Here is a 15,728-nt window from a genome sequence, read left to right as displayed (position 1 = left end):
ATGGCGTGGTTCGACGGCGGCAAGCCGATCAAGGTCGACGGCGGCATCAGGGCCCGCACGCAGCGCGGCACGATCGGCTCGACCTGGTGGTCCAGGCGGTTCATCGACATCCTGGAGCGTATCTGCGACAAGGGGCGGCTCTCCCGTGGCCGGGCCTACGCCCGCCAGGGCCAGGTCCTGTCGATCGACCTGTCCGCGGGCGAGGTCAGGGCCGCCGTGCAGGGCTCGCGGCGGGATCCGTACGAGATCGTGATCAGGATCGAGGCGTACACCGAGAGCCGGTGGGCCGCGCTCGAGGAGGCCATCGCGGCGCAGGCCGTCTACCGGGCCAAGCTGCTGGCCGGGGAGATGCCGGTCGAGATCGAGGAGCTGTTCGCCGCGATGGGGGTCGATCTGTTCCCGCGCGATCTGGACATGGACTGCTCGTGCCCGGACTGGGGTTTCCCGTGCAAGCACCTGTCAGCGGTGCTCTACCTCCTGGCCGAGTCGTTCGACGACGACCCGTTCCTGGTGCTGGCCTGGCGCGGGCGTACCCGCGAGCAGTTGCTCGGGTCCCTGGCCGGCGGGGAAGCGGAGGAGCTGCGGGTGGAGGACGTGCCGTTCGCCGACCGGCTGGCCGACTTCTACGCCGCCGGCGCCACCGCGCACCGGCCCGAGCGCCGCCCCGCGGCCGCCGCCCCTGACCTGCTGCTGCGGGTCTTCCCGCCGCCCGGCGATCTGGCGCGCGTGCTCGGCCCGGCGTACCGGGAGCTGGGTTAGCGGTCCTCGAACGAGGCGGGCACCATGACGCGCACGCCGTTGGGGACCACACGGAGCCTGATCGGGGTGCGCAGCCGCACCTCGCCGTCCACGTCGGCGGCCATGGGCGGGTCGGTCTCCAGGTACATCTCCCGCCCGACCACGAACGGCCCTCCCGCGAGGCTCCGCCAGCGGCCGGTGGTTGCCCTGAGCAGGGTCTCACCGAGCAGCCGCAGCTTCTTGCCCGAGCCGAGCTGGTAGGCCACCAGCAGGCCGTTGTCGATGCTGATGTCCTTGGCCACCTGCCAGCCGCCGTGGAAGCGGCCGTTGGCGATGTTGAGCTGGTGGGTGAGCAGCTCGTGGCGCTGCCCCTCGACCGTGATGTACGCCCGGAAGGGCTTGTGGTTCGGCAGGATCGTCAGCGCCGTCAGCGGGTAGGCGGGCCGGCCCACGATGCGCTTGAGCCACGGCTTGACCTTGCCCGCCACCTCGACCGACACGCCGAAGCTGGCCAGGTTGGCGAATTCCCGGTCGCCCGCCATGCCCAGGTCGATGTCGGCCACCTTGCCGGTGGCGAACACTCTGATCGCCCCGGCCAGGTCGAGCGGCAGGCCGAGGCTTCGGGCGAAGTTGTTGGTGGTGCCGAGCGGCAGCACGCCGAGCGCCACGTCGCGGTGCGCCACGTGGCGCACGGCCGAGGAGAGCGTGCCGTCGCCGCCGCCCACGATGAGCAGGTCCGGCTTGGTCGCCAGGGCGGTGTCGAGCAGGTCGCGCAGCCGCTTGGGGTTGTAGACCGACAGCTCGGCCAGCGGCTCGAACCCGAGGTTGTGGATCTGCTCGATCACCTCGAAGTAGTGGCGGCGGCCCCGGCGCGAGCGAGTGTTCACCACCACGGCCACCCGGCGATCCCTCAGGATCGCCTCGGTGTGCTCGGTCTTGGTGCGCAGTTCGCTCATGGTCATCAATCGTAGGGCCGCCAGGCTACCCCGGCGGCCCGTCGATTTACTTCTTGGGCGGGACCACGTGAACAATCGCACCCAGGTTGCCCGGGAGCGGGGAGAGCAGCTTGAACTGCACGCCCAGCGCCTTGCCCTCGTCACCGGGGTTGCCGGTGCCGAGCACCGAGCCGGCGGCCACCTGGCCGTACAGCTCGGGAGCCGGAGTGCCGTCCGCGTGCACCACCCGGGTGGTGTACGTCTGGTCGCCCTTGGACGGCACGACCACCGAGGCGTCGAAGTCCCGGTAGGCGAGCGCGCCGTTGAGCACCTCGAGGCCCGGGTACCAGGTCTTGGCGTCGGTGAAGTGCGCGACGCCCTTCTGCGCGGGGAAGTCCGTGCAGTACTCGCTGAACGGCTCGTCCGGCGCCTCCAGGCACTCCTTGAACGGGTACGTCTTGCCGAACCCGAACGCGGCATTGGACGTCTGTACGCGCCCCTGGAGGTTCTTGTTGGCCGTGGGGTCCTTTTCGGCCGCGGTCCCGGTGCGGCGCAGCGGCTCGTAGTGCGAGTCCACGATCAGCAGGCTGCCCTTGGGCCCGAGGCTCGGCGGCAGCCGCAGGGTGCTGCCGAGGTTGTTGTTGACGAACGTCGAGTCGCGGTACCACACCAGCAGGCCCGGCGCGTTGTACTTCAGCTTCTGCACCTTCCACGCCCCGTCGCGGAGGTAGTCGGTGTCGTAGGTGTACTGCAGGCCCTTGTCGAAGCCGTCGAAGTTACGCCACTCGGCCAGGTAGAACCGGGAGATCTCGCGCTCGCCGTTGTTGCGCGTCCAGCCCTGGCCGCTGGTGTTGGTGAACGTGCCGCCGACGGCCTTCCACCCGTTGTCGCCGCCCTCGACGTCGTCACTCCACACGGCCGTGCCGCCGTTGGTGAGCTGGAAGTCGTCGGCGTGCCAGCCACGCTCCTGGAAGGCGGCGTCGGTGTTGAACGTCAGCCGCAGCCTGATCGTCTGCCCGGCGAACGGCGTCAGGTTCACGTAGTCGTGCCGCCAGCCGCCGCTGTCACCGGTGAGGCCGTACTTCTTGTTACCGAAGGACTTGAGGTTCTTGTTCGGGTCCGGGTAGTCGTCAGGCGTGCTGACCTCGGCGCCGGCCTCGTTGTAGACCTTCTGCTGGGCCCACGTCTCGCCGCCGTCGGTGGAGACCTCGACGAAGCCGAAGTCCCAGTCCTGCTCGATCACGTAGTTGTTCCACATCCACAACTTGAGATCGGTCCCGGCGGGGACGGACAGGTCGCGGGTCAGCGTGAGGTTGGCCCAGTCCTGGTCCAGGCCGGTCCACCAGGCGTTCGAGCCGCTGTGGACATCGATCATCTTCTGCGGCGTGGAGGCCAGGTTCACCCGGACGCCGTCGGCGGTGAGCTTGGGCGTGCGTGAGGACTGGCCGACCGTGACGAGTTTGGCGGCGTCACCGGGATTGAACGTGGTCGGGTTCGCCCAGCCGAGCACCCACTTGTCCCACAGGCCCATGTGGGCCGGCATGGACTGGAAGATCGGACCGGAGTGGGAACCGCTGGACATCAGGTCCCAGAAGTCCACCGCGGAGCTGGCCTGGCCTGAGGTGTCGTACAGGTCGGGCAGACCCAGGTCGTGGCCGTACTCGTGGGCGAAGACGCCGACGCCGGAGTCCTCGGGCTGCACGATGTAGTTGGAGATCCTCTTGTCGGTGCCGGGGACCTTGTAGCCGCCGGCGACCGCGCTGGAGTGGGCCCAGATGGCATAGGTGCCCTCGGCGCCGCCATCGGAGGACTTGTCCTTGCCGGCGTGCACCAGCACCAGATGGTCGATGACGCCGTCGGGTTCCTGGTGGTTGCCGTCGCCGTCGACGTCGGAGATGTCCTCGACGTCGTAGTCGGCCCACGGGAAGCCCGGCTGGGTCTGGGCGAGGGTGGTCACCGAGTCGATGGCCAACTGCTGGGCGCCGAGCGGGTTGTCCGGGTGGCCGGACATGTCCTGGGGCGCGCCGCCGCAGGCCGCGGCGCCGTACCAGGCCTCGGAATGCGGGACCTTGATCCAGCCGACCGCCGAACCGGTGACGGAGTAGGCGCCCTTCGACATCTCCTCGTACATCTTCTTCATCGTGAAGCCGGAGATGTCGATGCCGGGCTTGCCGTCGCGCGGGTCCTTGAGGTCGGGGCGGACGCGCTCGGTGATGCCCTTGTCGGTGTAGAGCATCTTGTTGAAGTGCTCGGGGCTGAAGTCCTTGACCCAGAAGGAGTTGTTGTCCTTGTGCGGGAGCGTGGCCGGGTCAGGAATGTTGTTGTGCAGGGGGCCGTTCTTGAGCGTGCCCGGCGGCTCGACCAGGCAGTCGTCCGGTCCGCTGTTGACCGTGCGCAGCCGGTTGAAACCGGAGAAGTCGTCGCCCGCCTGCTCGTTGAATTCGACCAGCAGGGTCAGAAGCTTGGCGGTGCGGGTTTGCTTGGAGTTCTTGAATATCCATTCAGCCGGATTGCGGCCGGTCCTGATGGCCTCGTTCTCACGCGCGGCCAGAATGCGGCCCGCGGCCGGATTCCCGCTGGAGAACTTCCTGTCGAACTTCTGCGCCGGGGTGAGCGAGCGCGCGTTCTGGTTGGTCGGACGCGGCTCCTCCGGCTCCTTCCCGACCGTGGGTGGCACGTAGTTGATGTAGAAGTCCGAGGCCGCGGGCTCATAATGCGCGACGGACGCCGCTTGAGCGCTGGGCACGGACAGGGCGGCGCCAAGCAGGGCGACCGCCGGTAAAGCTGCTAATAAGCGCTTCGTTCTGGGCACCAGGAACCCTCTCTGCCCGGGATCGCCGGGCGCATGGCCATAGGGTGTGCAATGCCGGACGCTAGAGCGTCAGTCAACCGATCGTAAAGTACGTTGTTGAAACGTGATCAAACTACGACAATTAGAACATCAACCGCGCGGCCATCACTCCGCCCGCGACCGCGCCGCCGTAGCAGATCACCGCTATCAGCAGATCGAACCTGGCGATGCCGAGCAGCTCCTCGCTGGTGAACCTGATCCGGTGCGCGGCGTGGAACAGGCACAGCACGACGACCACGAGCAGCGCGAGCCGTACGAGCACGTGGCCGGCCAGCGCACGCAGATGCTCGGCGGTGGGCCAGTCCAGCACGCCGAGCGGCATGAGCACCCCGAAGAGCAGCACGAGCACCGGCAGCACGAGCGCCGCCACCACTCCCCCGCCGCTGAACAACAGCCACAGGTACGGCTCCACCGTGCGCTTCATGGCGACCTCAGGACGAAGTAGGCGATCACTGCGGAGACCAGCAACCAGAGCGAATGGTTACCACCCTGGATCATCCACGCGGGCACCCGCCAGCCGTCCAGGCGTACGACGGTGGCCTTGGGCGCGAGGTTGAGGAACGTGATGGCGTGGAAGCTGGTGGCGGCGAGGGCGACCACGTTGATCGCGATCATCCACGGCTGCCCGGCCAGCGCGGCGAACTCCGGCAGGCTCCCACCGACGACCGCGTCGAGGAACATCAGCAGGAAGACGATCGACCAGGCCACGAAGACGCTGGTCAGCTCGCGCAGGACGAAGATCGTGTAGTTGCGGGTGCGGGCGAACCACAGGTTGTCACGGCGCGGCCGGTAGGCGGTCGTCATCGTCTGCTCCAGGGCAGCACCGAGCGCATGGCGGCGGTCAGCTTGTAACGCTGGATGGCCTCGGCCGGGTCCACGTGCTTGGGGCAGACACGGGTGCACTCGCCGACGAACGTGCACCCCCACACGGCGTCGTCCAGGTTGAGCACGTCGAACCGGTCGTCCATGTCCCGTGAATCCAGGTTGTAGCGCTGGGCGAGCGCGATGGCGGCCGGGCCGAGGAAGTCGGGGTCGAGGACGTAGACGGGGCAGGCCGAGTAACACAGCAGGCAGTTGATGCACATGCTGTACTGCTTGTACGCCTCCAGCTGCGCCGGCGTCTGGGCGTACTCCGTGCTCAGCGGCAGCTCCTCGCCCTCCCTGACCAGCCAGGGCCGCACGGAGGACAGCTTGGCCAGGAAGTCGTCGATGTCCACGACGAGGTCCTTGATCACTGGGAAGCCCTTGAGCGGCTCGATCCGCACCGGCCCCTCGCCGAACTCGGACAGGAAGGTGCCGCAGGTCAGGCGGGGCTCGCCGTTGACGTTCATGCCGCAGGAGCCGCACACGCCCATCCGGCACGACCAGCGGTAGGTCAGGCTGCCGTCGAGGTGGTCCTTGACGTAGTTGAGCCCGTCCAGGACGGCCCAGTCCTCCATGAGCGGCACGTCGTATCCCTGGAAGGACGGCGCATCGTCCTCGCCGGGCCGATAGCGCGTGACCTCCAGCCGGATGGTCTTGGACGCCGTCCGCTCGATGGCTTCCTTCGTCTCAGGCGCGCTCATTGGTTCCCTCACCCTCCTCATTCGCTCCGCGGGTGGCTTGCTTCGCGGCGCCCCCCACTCCGCTCACTACGCCGGGTTCAGTCACGGCCATAGACCCTTTCCCCCGGCGGCCAGCGGGTGATCGTTACAGGGAGCAGGGTGACCGACGGGGTGCCGTCAGGGGCGCGGTGCACCAGCGAGTGCGCCAGGTAGTTGGCGTCGTCCCTGGACTCGAAGTCGGTGCGCTGGTGCGCGCCGCGCGACTCCTGCCTGTTCAGCGCGCAGGCCACGATCGTCTGCGCGACGTCCAGCATGGTATGCAGCTCCTGCAGGTTGATCAGCTCGGTGTTGAATGCGGCGCCGGTGTCGTCGAAACACACCTCGTCGGCGCGTTCGCGCAGCTCGGCCAGCGTGTCGACGGCCTTGGCCAGCACGTCTCCGTTGCGGTAGATGCCGGCCGCGCCCTCCAGCGTGTGCTGCATCTCCTCACGCAGGTCGACGACGCGCTCGCCGCTCCTCCTGCCCTCGCGCGCGCGTTCCAAGCGCCGCCGCTCGTCATCGCCCTGGCTGCGGACGGCCGCCGCCTCGCCGCCCCGGTGGGCCCTGGCGAACGCGGCGGCGGCGGTCCCGGCACGGCGGCCGAAGACGAGGCACTCGGGCAGCGAGTTCGAGCCGAGCCGGTTGGCGCCGTTGATGCTCACACAGGCGGTCTCGCCGGCCGCGTACAGCCCGGCGACGGGGGTGGCGCCGTCGATGTCGGTGTGGACGCCGCCCATCATGTAGTGCACGACCGGGCGCACCGGGATGAGGTCCGTGGCCGGGTCGAGGTTCTGGTAGCTCTTGCACAGCTCGCGGACGAACGGGATGCGGGTGTCGATCTTGCCTTCGCCGAGGTGGCGCAGGTCCAGGTAGACGACCGGCCCGTACGGGGTGTCGACGGTGCGGCCCTTCTCCTGCTCGTGCACGAACGCCTGCGACAGCCGGTCGCGCGGGCCGAGCTCCATGCTGCGCAGCTTCGGCGTGGGCGTGGGCTTGCCGAGGTCGTAGTCCTGCAGGTAGCGGTAGCCGTCCTTGTTGATCAGCCAGCCGCCCTCGGCCCTGGCCGCCTCGGTGATGAGGATGCCGGTGAAGGGCAGGCCGGTCGGGTGGTACTGGACGAACTCCATGTCCTTGAGCGGCGCGCCGGCGTGGTAGGCCAGGGCCATACCGTCGCCGGTCTTGATGGCGGCGTTGGTGGTGAAGGGGAAGACCCGGCCGCAGCCGCCGGTGGCCAGGATGACGGTCCTGGCGGGGATGGTCTCGATACGGCCGGTCCTGATCTCCACGGCCACGACGCCATGGACGCGGCCGTCGTCCACGACGAGCTTGGTGACGAACCACTCGTCGTACCTGATGATGTCCAGATATTTCAGGGTTGTCTGGAACAGGGTGTGCAGCAGATGGAAGCCGGTCTTGTCGGCGGCGTACCACGTGCGCATCTTCTTCATGCCGCCGAACGGCCGAACGGCGACACGGCCGTCCGGCTCGCGGCTCCACGGGCAGCCCCAGTGCTCGAGCTGCATCAGCTCGCGCGGCGCCTCGTACACGAACGCCTCGACCGCGTCCTGATCGGGCAGCCAGTCGCCGCCGGAGATCGTGTCGTAGCAGTGCTCGTCGAGCGTGTCGTCGAGGCCGATCACCCCCGCCGCGCCGCCCTCGGCGGAGACGGTGTGGCTGCGCATCGGATACACCTTCGACACGACCGCCACCTTCAACGACGGGTCCAGCTCGGCGACCGCGATGGCCGCGCGCAGGCCCGCCCCGCCTCCCCCGACGATCAGCACGTCGATCATTGATGCCTCAGCTCCCGTGGTCGGGTTGGATCGGGTCCTTCACCCGCTTGCCGTCGTGGCGGATGGCGGACAGGTGGATGCTTCCGTCGTGGTACTCGTGGCGGATCCGGCGGCAGCCGCAGTCGAAGAACTGGTCACGGATCACCAGGCCGTAGCCGTCGTCGTCGACGAGGCGCTGACCTCCGGACCTCTTCCCGCAGGGGGCTGTCTCGGGGTCGAAGGGGATCTTCGTGCCTGTCATCGCCGATCTCCCTAGATAGGCGAAACGTCATCTCCACACAAGCACCGCGATCTGGTTCGTGAAAGGTCAGTCGGATGTGTCCTGGCGAGGCGGAACCTCCGGCGTGCCGCCCTCGTCCACCGCTGAGCGGGGGTAGTGCAGGTCGAAGGCGGGCCGCTCGGAGCGGATGGGCGGAATGCTGGTGAAGTTGTGCCGGGGCGGTGGGCAGGAGGTGGCCCACTCCAGGGAGTTGCAGTAGCCCCAGGGGTCGTCGAGCGTGACCTTGGGGGCGTGCCTGGTGGTCTTGAACACGTTGTAGAGGAACGGCAACGTGGAGGCGCCCAGCAGGAACGCGCCGACGGACGAGACCTGGTTGAGCCAGGTGAAGCCGTCGGCCACCCCGTAGTCGGCGTAGCGCCTGGGCATGCCGAGCTGTCCCAGCCAGTGCTGCACCAGGAACGTGGTGTGGAAGCCGATGAACAACGTCCAGAAGTGCACCTTGCCGAGCCGGTCGTCGAGCATCCTGCCGGTCATCTTCGGCCACCAGAAGTAGAACCCGGCGAACATCGCGAACACGACCGTGCCGAAGACCACGTAGTGGAAGTGAGCGACGACGAAGTAGGTGTCGCTGATGTGGAAGTCGAGCGGCGGCGAGGCCAGGATGACACCGGTGAGCCCGCCGATCAGGAACGTCACCAGGAAACCCATGGCGAACAACATCGGCGATTCGAACGACAGATGCCCCCGCCACATGGTCCCGGTCCAGTTGAAGAACTTCACCCCGGTCGGCACCGCGATGAGGAACGTCATGAACGAGAAGAACGGCAACAGCACCTGCCCGGTCGGGAACATGTGGTGCGCCCAGACCGTCATCGACAGACCGGCGATCGCTATCGTGGCGCCGACCATCCCCAGATAGCCGAAGAGCGGCTTGCGGCTGAACACCGGGATCACCTCGGTGATGATCCCGAAGAACGGCAGCGCGATGATGTACACCTCGGGATGGCCGAAGAACCAGAAGAGGTGCTGCCAGATCAGCGGCCCGCCGTTGTCGCTCAGGAAGACCTGCGTGCCCAGCTTGCGGTCCGATTCCAGCACCAGCAGCGCCGCGGCCAGCACGGGGAATGCCAGCAGCACCATCACGCTGGTGAGCAGGACGTTCCAGGTGAAGATCGGCAGGCGGAACATGGTCATGCCCGGCGCCCGCATGCCGATGATCGTGGTGATGAAGTTGACCCCGCCGAGGATGGTGCCGAGCCCCGACAGCACCAGCCCCATGATCCACAGATCGCCGCCTACCTGCGGCGAGTAGATCGACGACGACAGCGGCGTGTACGCGAACCACCCGAAGTCGGCCGCCCCGCCCGGCGTGAAGAACCCGGCCAGCACCATCAGCCCGCCGAACAGGAACAACCAGTACGCCACCGCGTTCAGCCGGGGGAAGGCGACGTCCGGCGCGCCGATCTGCAGCGGCATCACCACATTGGTGAACCCGGCGAACAGCGGCGTGGCGAACAGCAGCAGCATGATCGTGCCGTGCATGGTGAACAGCTGGTTGTACATCTGCTGGCTGATCAGGTCCATGCCCGGCTGCGCGAGCTCCGCCCGCATGATCATTGCCATGACCCCGGCCGCGAGGAAGAACCCGAACGAGGTGATCAGATAGAGGTATCCGATGACCTTGTGGTCGGTCGTCGACAACCAGGAGGCGATGACGGTCCCGGTACGGCGACGCCGGACCTGCTCGATCGAGGGCTCGCGAACGGTCGTCACGGCTGCTCCCTCCAGTGCGGAGTTGGGCCTGCCCCGATCTACCCATTCCACGCCAACCGCAGCCGCGCGGGAAGTCGTTCTTTGACATTGGCGGCCGATGATTTTGCTCGCGGCTTGTCCCGGATGGCAGACGGCGGCGAGGCCGCGCCTCGAGTTCTTCTATCCTTGCGGTCTGGGACCGATGCCAAGGAGAGATCTGTGACCGCTCAGCGTGACTACGCCGCCCTCGTCCAGCGAGGGCTCTCGCTCGACCTCACCCGGGGCAAGCCGTCGCCGCGCCAGCTCGACCTCTCCAACGACATGCTCAAACTGCCGTCGTCATACAAGGCGGCCGACGGCACCGACGGCCGCAACTACGGCAACCTGCAGGGCCTCGCGGAGCTGCGCGCGTTGTTCGCGCCGGTGATCCAGGTGCCCGCCGAGCGACTCGTTGTGGGCGGCAACGCCAGCCTGGCGCTCATGCACGACACGGTGGTGCACGCGCTGCTGTCCAAGGTGCCCGGGGCCGAGCGACGGTGGATCGAGGAGCCGGAGATCACGTTCCTGTGCCCGGTGCCCGGCTATGACCGGCATTTCACGATCTGCGAGCGGTTCGGGATCAAGATGGTCCCCGTGCCGATGAACGCCGACGGCCCCGACATGGACGTCGTCGAGCGCCTCGTCGCCACCGACGCGAGCGTCAAGGGCATGTGGTGCGTGCCGAAGTACAGCAACCCGTCCGGCATCGTGTACAGCGACGAGACGGTCCGCAGGCTGGCCGCCATGCCGGCCGCCGCCCCCGACTTCCGGATTTTCTGGGACAACGCCTACGCGGTGCACCACCTCACCGACACCCCGGCCGAGCTGGCCGACCTGCTGGCGCTGGCCGCCGCGCACGGCAACGCCGACCGGGTGTTCGTGTACGCCTCCACGTCCAAGGTGACGCTGGCCGGGGCCGGCGTGTCGTTCTTCGGCTCCTCGCCGGCGAACGCCGAGTGGTTCCTCCACAACACCGCCAAGCAGTCCATCGGCCCCGACAAGATCAACCAGCTGCGTCACGTGGAGTTCCTGCGCGACGGCGCGGGCCTGGCCGCGCACATGCGGCGGCACGCCGACCTGATCGGTCCGAAGTTCGAGCTGGTGGACAAGGTGCTGACCGAGCAGCTCGGCGGCCTGGCCACCTGGACGAGCCCCAAGGGCGGCTACTTCATCAGCCTGGAGGTGCCGCACGCGGCCGAGGTGGTGGCCAGGGCCAAGGCGGCGGGCATCGCGCTGACGCCGGCCGGCGCCACGCACCCGTACGGCAAGGACCCGGACGACCGCACGATCAGGATCGCGCCGACGTACCCGGAGCTGGACGAGCTCGAGCAGGCCATCAACGGCCTGGCCGTCTGCGTGCGCCTGGTGGCCGAGGAGCGCGGCTGACCGCCTAGCGGTTGTGCCTGAAGCCGAAGATGTAGTCGCGCGTCTCGCTCGGATGGAACGAGACGCCGACCTCCGGCTCGAAGACGACGTTGTCGCGGGCGCAGTAGTAGAGGCCCTCCCACACGGCCAGGGCCTTCTCCCTGGCCGGGGCCTCGACGTTGTCGCGCCTGCGCGCGCCGTACGAGCCGAGCACGTTCAGCAGCCCGAACCCCCAGAACAGGCCCGTCAGGCAGAACGGGGCGAGCAGCACCTCGCCCCACTGCGGATTCTGCCCCATCGCGATCACCAGTGACACGACCAGGTGCACCAGCGCCGCCGCGCACAACATGATGTAGCCCTGGTTCCTGGCCCACGGGGTGTAGTGGCGGCTGGGGAACGACAGCCAGACCGCGAGCTGCGTGCGGCTCATCACGTGCTTGGACGCGCCCAGCGTCGCGGCGGTGGGCAGATCGGCGACCTCACGCGTGCCGGGCAACCTGACCCGCCCGATCTTGTACGTGGTCCCCGCGGCGACCGCTCCGGGGACCGCGACGAGCTGGTCGGTCCGCGAACACTCCGGGCACCTGACTTCCACCCGGGCAGTTTGTCCCTAAGGAGCACTCTGCGCAAACCATAAGCTGCATGATGTGAGACCGATTGATGCCTTGGTGAACGCCCTGTCCGATGCCCGGGTGCTGACCGACCCCGACGTGATCGACTCCTACGCCCGCGATCGGACGTTCCTGGAGCCCGGCAAGCCGCTCGGCGTGGTGCTCGCAGCCTCCCGCGACGACGTGGTCACCACCATGAAGTGGGCGAGCGAGCACCGGGTGCCGGTGGTGCCGCGCGGCGGTGGCACCGGCCTGGCGGGCGCGTCCGTCGCCGGCGACGGCGCGATCATCCTGTCGCTGGCCAAGATGACGGCGATCAGGGAGCTCTCCCCCGCCGACGAGATCGCCGTCGTCGAACCCGGCGTCATCACCGCCGACCTGGACCGGGCCGCCAGGGAACACGGGCTCATGTACGCCCCGGATCCGTCCTCGTACCAGATCTCCACGATCGGCGGGAACCTGGCGACCAACGCCGGCGGACTGCGGTGCGTGAAGTACGGCGTGACCAGGGACTCGGCGCTCGGCCTCGAGGTCGTACTGGCCGACGGACGGGTGCTGAACACCGGCCGGCGCACCATGAAGGGCGTCACCGGCTACGACCTGACCGGCCTGTTCGTCGGCTCGGAAGGCACGCTGGGCGTGATCACCGCGGCCACGGTGCGGCTGCGCCGGGCGCCGGCCGGGCCGCCGGCGACGTTCGCGGCCGAGTTCGGCTCGCTGAGGGACGCGGGGGCGGCCGTGTCGGCGATCATGGCGGCCGGTTGCCAGCCGTCGCTCATGGAGCTGCTCGACCGCGCGACGCTCGAGGCCATCAACGACATGCGGAACTTCGGGCTGGAGGCCGGCACGACGGCCATGCTCATCGGCCAGTCCGACGCAGCGGACGGGCAGGTGGTGGCCGAGCGCATGGAGCGGATCTGCATGGAGAACGGCGCCTCGTTCGTGGCCGTCTCCTCCAGCCCGCAGGAGACCGAGGAGCTGATCGGGCTGCGCAGGATGGCCTACGACGCCAAGGAGCGGCTCGGGGCGTGCCTGGTGGAGGACGTCTGCGTGCCGCGGTCCGTACTGCCCGACATGATCACCGCGGTCGAGGCGGCGGCGGCCCGGCACGGCGTGACGATCTGCACGGTCGCGCACGCCGGGGACGGCAACCTGCACCCGGTCTTCATCTTCGACCGCGGCATGCTGGAGCCGCCCGCCGAGGTGTGGGCGGCAGCGGACGATATCTTCACGCATGCGCTCGAGCTGGGCGGCACGCTCACCGGGGAGCACGGCGTGGGGCTGCTCAAGCAGCGCTGGCTGGCGATGGAGGCGGGGCCGGTGGCCGCGGAGGTCCAGCGCGGAATCAAGGCCGTCTTCGACCCCCTGGGCATACTCAACCCGGGCAAGGCCATCTGAGCGGCCCTTGACCAAGCCGTGACCTTGGGCGTCGCCACGTACACGACCTGCGACGAGACGCTGACTTGTGGCGTCAGAAGATGAATCTTCTGATACGTCCGGCAGACGTCCCCAGCGTCACACTGATAGCGTTTTGCCTCATCTACTGGGTTGTGATGGGGGTCCGACGTGAATCAGTTCCAGCCGTTGGCGGCGGACGACCCGCGACGGCTGGGGGCGTATGACATCGTCGCCCGGCTCGGCGAGGGCGGCCAGGGCGTTGTCTATCTGGGCAAGAGCGACTCCGGGGAACAGGCCGCGGTCAAGCTGCTGCACCACGCCCTGGTGGCCGATGCCGACGCCAGGACCCGGTTCCTGCGCGAGGTGGCGGTGGCACAGCGGGTGGCCAGGTTCTGCACCGCTCCCGTGCTCCACGCCGACCTGGACGGGAGCCGCCCGTACATCGTGAGCGAGTACGTTCCCGGGCCCTCCCTGCGTGAGCTGGTCATCAACGAGGGCCCGCGGCGGGGCGCGGCGCTCGAACGGCTCGCGATCAGCACGGCCACCGCGCTCGCCGCCATCCACCGGGCCGGAATCCTGCACCGCGACTTCAAGCCCGCGAACGTGCTCATGGGGCCCGAGGGACCCGTCGTGATCGACTTCGGCATCGCCCGTGCACTGGACTCGCCGGGCGCCACGGCCACGGGGATGGCGATGGGGACGCCGTCGTACCTGGCGCCGGAGCAGCTAAGCGGCGCGACGGTGTCGGAGGCGGCCGACGTGTTCGCGTGGGGCGTCACGATGGTGTTCGCCGCGACCGGCAAGCCCGCGTTCGGCGCGGACTCCATTCCGGTGGTGATGAACCGGATCCTGAACGAGGAGCCGCAGCTCGGAGCGATGGAAGGCGAGCTGGGCGACCTGGTGGCCGCCTGCCTGTCCAAGGACCCGACCCAGCGCCCGAGCGCCGACGAGCTCATCGTCCGCCTCACGGGCCAGCCCGCGCCGAAGTCGGCCATCGAGCCGGTGACGGGGCAGCAGCCCGGAACGGGTTCGCAGCCCGGCTCGGGCCAGGGCGCCTCCCCCGGCCCCCGGCCGCAGCCCACCGGCCCTCAGCCCATGGTGCCGGGTCAGCCGCAGCCGCCCGCTGCACCGCCACAGACGGGCCCCTACGGTGTCCCTGCCGCCGCCCAGAACGGCCCCGGCCAAGGCGCCTCCCCCATGGGCACCGCCCCCGGAGGCGGCTCACCACACGCCGGCCCGTACCCCGGGACACCCGGCGGCCCTCAGTTCGGCGGCCCTCAGCTCGGAACGCCCGGCGGCCCGCAGCTCGGCGGCGCCCCCGCCGGGACGCCCGCGTCCGGTATGCCCGCCGGCGGCCCGTTCCAAGGCGGAGCACCGAACGGACCAGGCGGACACAGCGGCCCGGGTGGTCCTGCTGGGCACGGCGGGCCGGTCGGGCACAGCGGTCCGGGTGGGCACAGCGGGGGGCCCGGCGGGCCAGGTGGGCCTGGCAGGCCGCCCGGTGGAACGGGCGGGCCGGGCGGTCCTTCACGGCCCGGTGACGGTGCGCCGGCGAGGCAGCGCCGCACCCTGACCCTGGCCCTGTCAGGAGCCGCCGCCGCAGCCCTGCTCGTGGTAGCCGGCGCCGTCGTGGTGCAGGCGAACAGCAAGCAGGTCCCGGTGGTGGCCGTGGGCGACTCGAGCGCGAACACCCCCGGCGACGGCTCGGGCGCCGGCCAGCCCGGCGAGCCTCCCTCGGCGGATGTGACCCCTGCCCCCGTCATCCCGACGGAGACCTCGGACCCGGTTCCCACCGTGGACATCGAGGTGCCGGAGGAGACGAAGAAGCCGAAGAAGGAGACCAAGCAGCCGGTCGCCCAGGTCCCGACGACCCCGGTCGAGACAGCCCAGCCACGGCCTCAGACCACCACGAAGCGGCCCGAGCCTTCGCCGAGCCCGACCAAGAAGAAGCAGACGGACACGGTCGACCCGGAAACCGAGCCGACGTCGGAGCAGCCTCCGACATCCGGCCCCACAACCACTGTTGCTCCTACAAGCAAGCCGACCAAGACATACGTCCCGCTCAAGCCGAATCCTTACAGGCCGACATCCCTGTGCGGCGCCGGCTATAAGATCGTCGACTCGCACGCCCTGTCCGTCGCCACGATCTACCTCCTGTACAACTCCAGTGCGGGCAAGAATTGCGTGGTCACGATGTCGCGCTACGTCCACCCGGGCAAGGTGCAGATGAATGCGATCCTTCAGGTGAAGGGCGGATCCAGCGCGAGCAACCCGGGCAGGTTCACGGCATACGCGGGGCCCATCAGGCTTCCCGCCGCGAAGAAGTGCGTGATCTGGGGCGGACAGTGGGCTGAGAAGAGCTGGAAGTCGGGCTGGAGCCACTGCAGCTGACGTCGCTCCGGCCCTCGGCCGCAGCCTTTCCCCCTACCAAGCCCTGCCCGGT

13 protein-coding genes are annotated in these 15,728 nt (G+C 68.9%); 4 read left to right on the top strand and 9 right to left on the bottom strand.

The features are described from left to right. A complete protein-coding gene (locus tag ACTWPT_RS22235; RefSeq protein WP_443179353.1) occupies positions 1–759 on the top strand; it encodes an SWIM zinc finger family protein in 759 nt (252 codons plus the stop codon). On the opposite strand, the gene ACTWPT_RS22230 is transcribed toward ACTWPT_RS22235, so the two are convergent. From ACTWPT_RS22230 to ctaD, 8 genes are all read right to left on the bottom strand, one after another. Beyond that, positions 756–1,694, bottom strand: a complete 939-nt coding sequence (locus ACTWPT_RS22230) for a diacylglycerol/lipid kinase family protein (protein WP_443179352.1) — start codon at positions 1,692–1,694, stop codon at positions 756–758. The genes ACTWPT_RS22235 and ACTWPT_RS22230 overlap by 4 nt on opposite strands. A gap of 46 nt (positions 1,695–1,740) precedes the next feature. Then, positions 1,741–4,485 carry an immune inhibitor A domain-containing protein gene (locus ACTWPT_RS22225; RefSeq protein ID WP_443179351.1) on the bottom strand — a complete coding sequence of 915 codons (2,745 nt, stop codon included), beginning with the start codon at positions 4,483–4,485 and terminating at the stop codon, positions 1,741–1,743. 121 nt (positions 4,486–4,606) lie between these two features. Further along, entirely contained in the window at positions 4,607–4,948 is a 342-nt protein-coding gene (gene frdD / locus ACTWPT_RS22220) for a fumarate reductase subunit FrdD (RefSeq protein WP_443179350.1), read from the bottom strand. Continuing rightward, complete coding sequence (locus ACTWPT_RS22215) at positions 4,945–5,328, bottom strand: hypothetical protein (RefSeq protein WP_443179349.1); 384 nt, start codon at positions 5,326–5,328, stop codon at positions 4,945–4,947. The genes frdD and ACTWPT_RS22215 overlap by 4 nt, the downstream gene beginning before the upstream one ends. Then, complete coding sequence (sdhB, locus tag ACTWPT_RS22210; protein WP_443179348.1) at positions 5,325–6,089, bottom strand: succinate dehydrogenase iron-sulfur subunit; 765 nt, start codon at positions 6,087–6,089, stop codon at positions 5,325–5,327. The genes ACTWPT_RS22215 and sdhB overlap by 4 nt, the downstream gene beginning before the upstream one ends. Before the next feature lie 77 nt (positions 6,090–6,166). Beyond that, positions 6,167–7,900, bottom strand: a complete 1,734-nt coding sequence (frdA, locus tag ACTWPT_RS22205) for a fumarate reductase (quinol) flavoprotein subunit (protein WP_443179347.1) — start codon at positions 7,898–7,900, stop codon at positions 6,167–6,169. A 7-nt stretch (positions 7,901–7,907) separates the two neighbouring features. Further along, positions 7,908–8,141 carry a hypothetical protein gene (locus tag ACTWPT_RS22200; protein ID WP_127934875.1) on the bottom strand — a complete coding sequence of 78 codons (234 nt, stop codon included), beginning with the start codon at positions 8,139–8,141 and terminating at the stop codon, positions 7,908–7,910. 66 nt (positions 8,142–8,207) lie between these two features. Then, entirely contained in the window at positions 8,208–9,893 is a 1,686-nt protein-coding gene (ctaD, locus tag ACTWPT_RS22195; RefSeq protein ID WP_443179346.1) for an aa3-type cytochrome oxidase subunit I, read from the bottom strand. A gap of 198 nt (positions 9,894–10,091) precedes the next feature. Between ctaD and ACTWPT_RS22190 the strand changes: the two genes are divergently transcribed. Then, positions 10,092–11,297: an aminotransferase class I/II-fold pyridoxal phosphate-dependent enzyme gene (locus ACTWPT_RS22190; RefSeq protein ID WP_443179345.1), complete on the top strand. Its 1,206-nt coding sequence runs from the start codon at positions 10,092–10,094 to the stop codon at positions 11,295–11,297. A gap of 4 nt (positions 11,298–11,301) precedes the next feature. Here the strand turns inward: ACTWPT_RS22190 and ACTWPT_RS22185 are convergent, their stop codons facing one another. Further along, on the bottom strand, positions 11,302–11,871 hold the full coding sequence (locus tag ACTWPT_RS22185; protein WP_443179344.1) for a hypothetical protein: 570 nt from the start codon (positions 11,869–11,871) through the stop codon (positions 11,302–11,304). A 52-nt stretch (positions 11,872–11,923) separates the two neighbouring features. On the opposite strand from ACTWPT_RS22185, the gene ACTWPT_RS22180 reads away from it, so the two are divergent. Continuing rightward, complete coding sequence (locus tag ACTWPT_RS22180; RefSeq protein WP_443179343.1) at positions 11,924–13,285, top strand: FAD-binding oxidoreductase; 1,362 nt, start codon at positions 11,924–11,926, stop codon at positions 13,283–13,285. A gap of 168 nt (positions 13,286–13,453) precedes the next feature. Then, on the top strand, positions 13,454–15,676 hold the full coding sequence (locus ACTWPT_RS22175; protein ID WP_443179342.1) for a protein kinase domain-containing protein: 2,223 nt from the start codon (positions 13,454–13,456) through the stop codon (positions 15,674–15,676). Positions 15,677–15,728: the final 52 nt, after the last annotated feature.

Source organism: Nonomuraea sp. 3N208 (genome assembly GCF_052245935.1).
In the GTDB taxonomy this organism is placed as follows: Bacteria; Actinomycetota; Actinomycetes; order Streptosporangiales; family Streptosporangiaceae; genus Nonomuraea.
The sequence above is the reverse complement of the archived record's forward strand: the minus strand, read 5'-3'. Positions and strand labels throughout refer to the sequence as shown.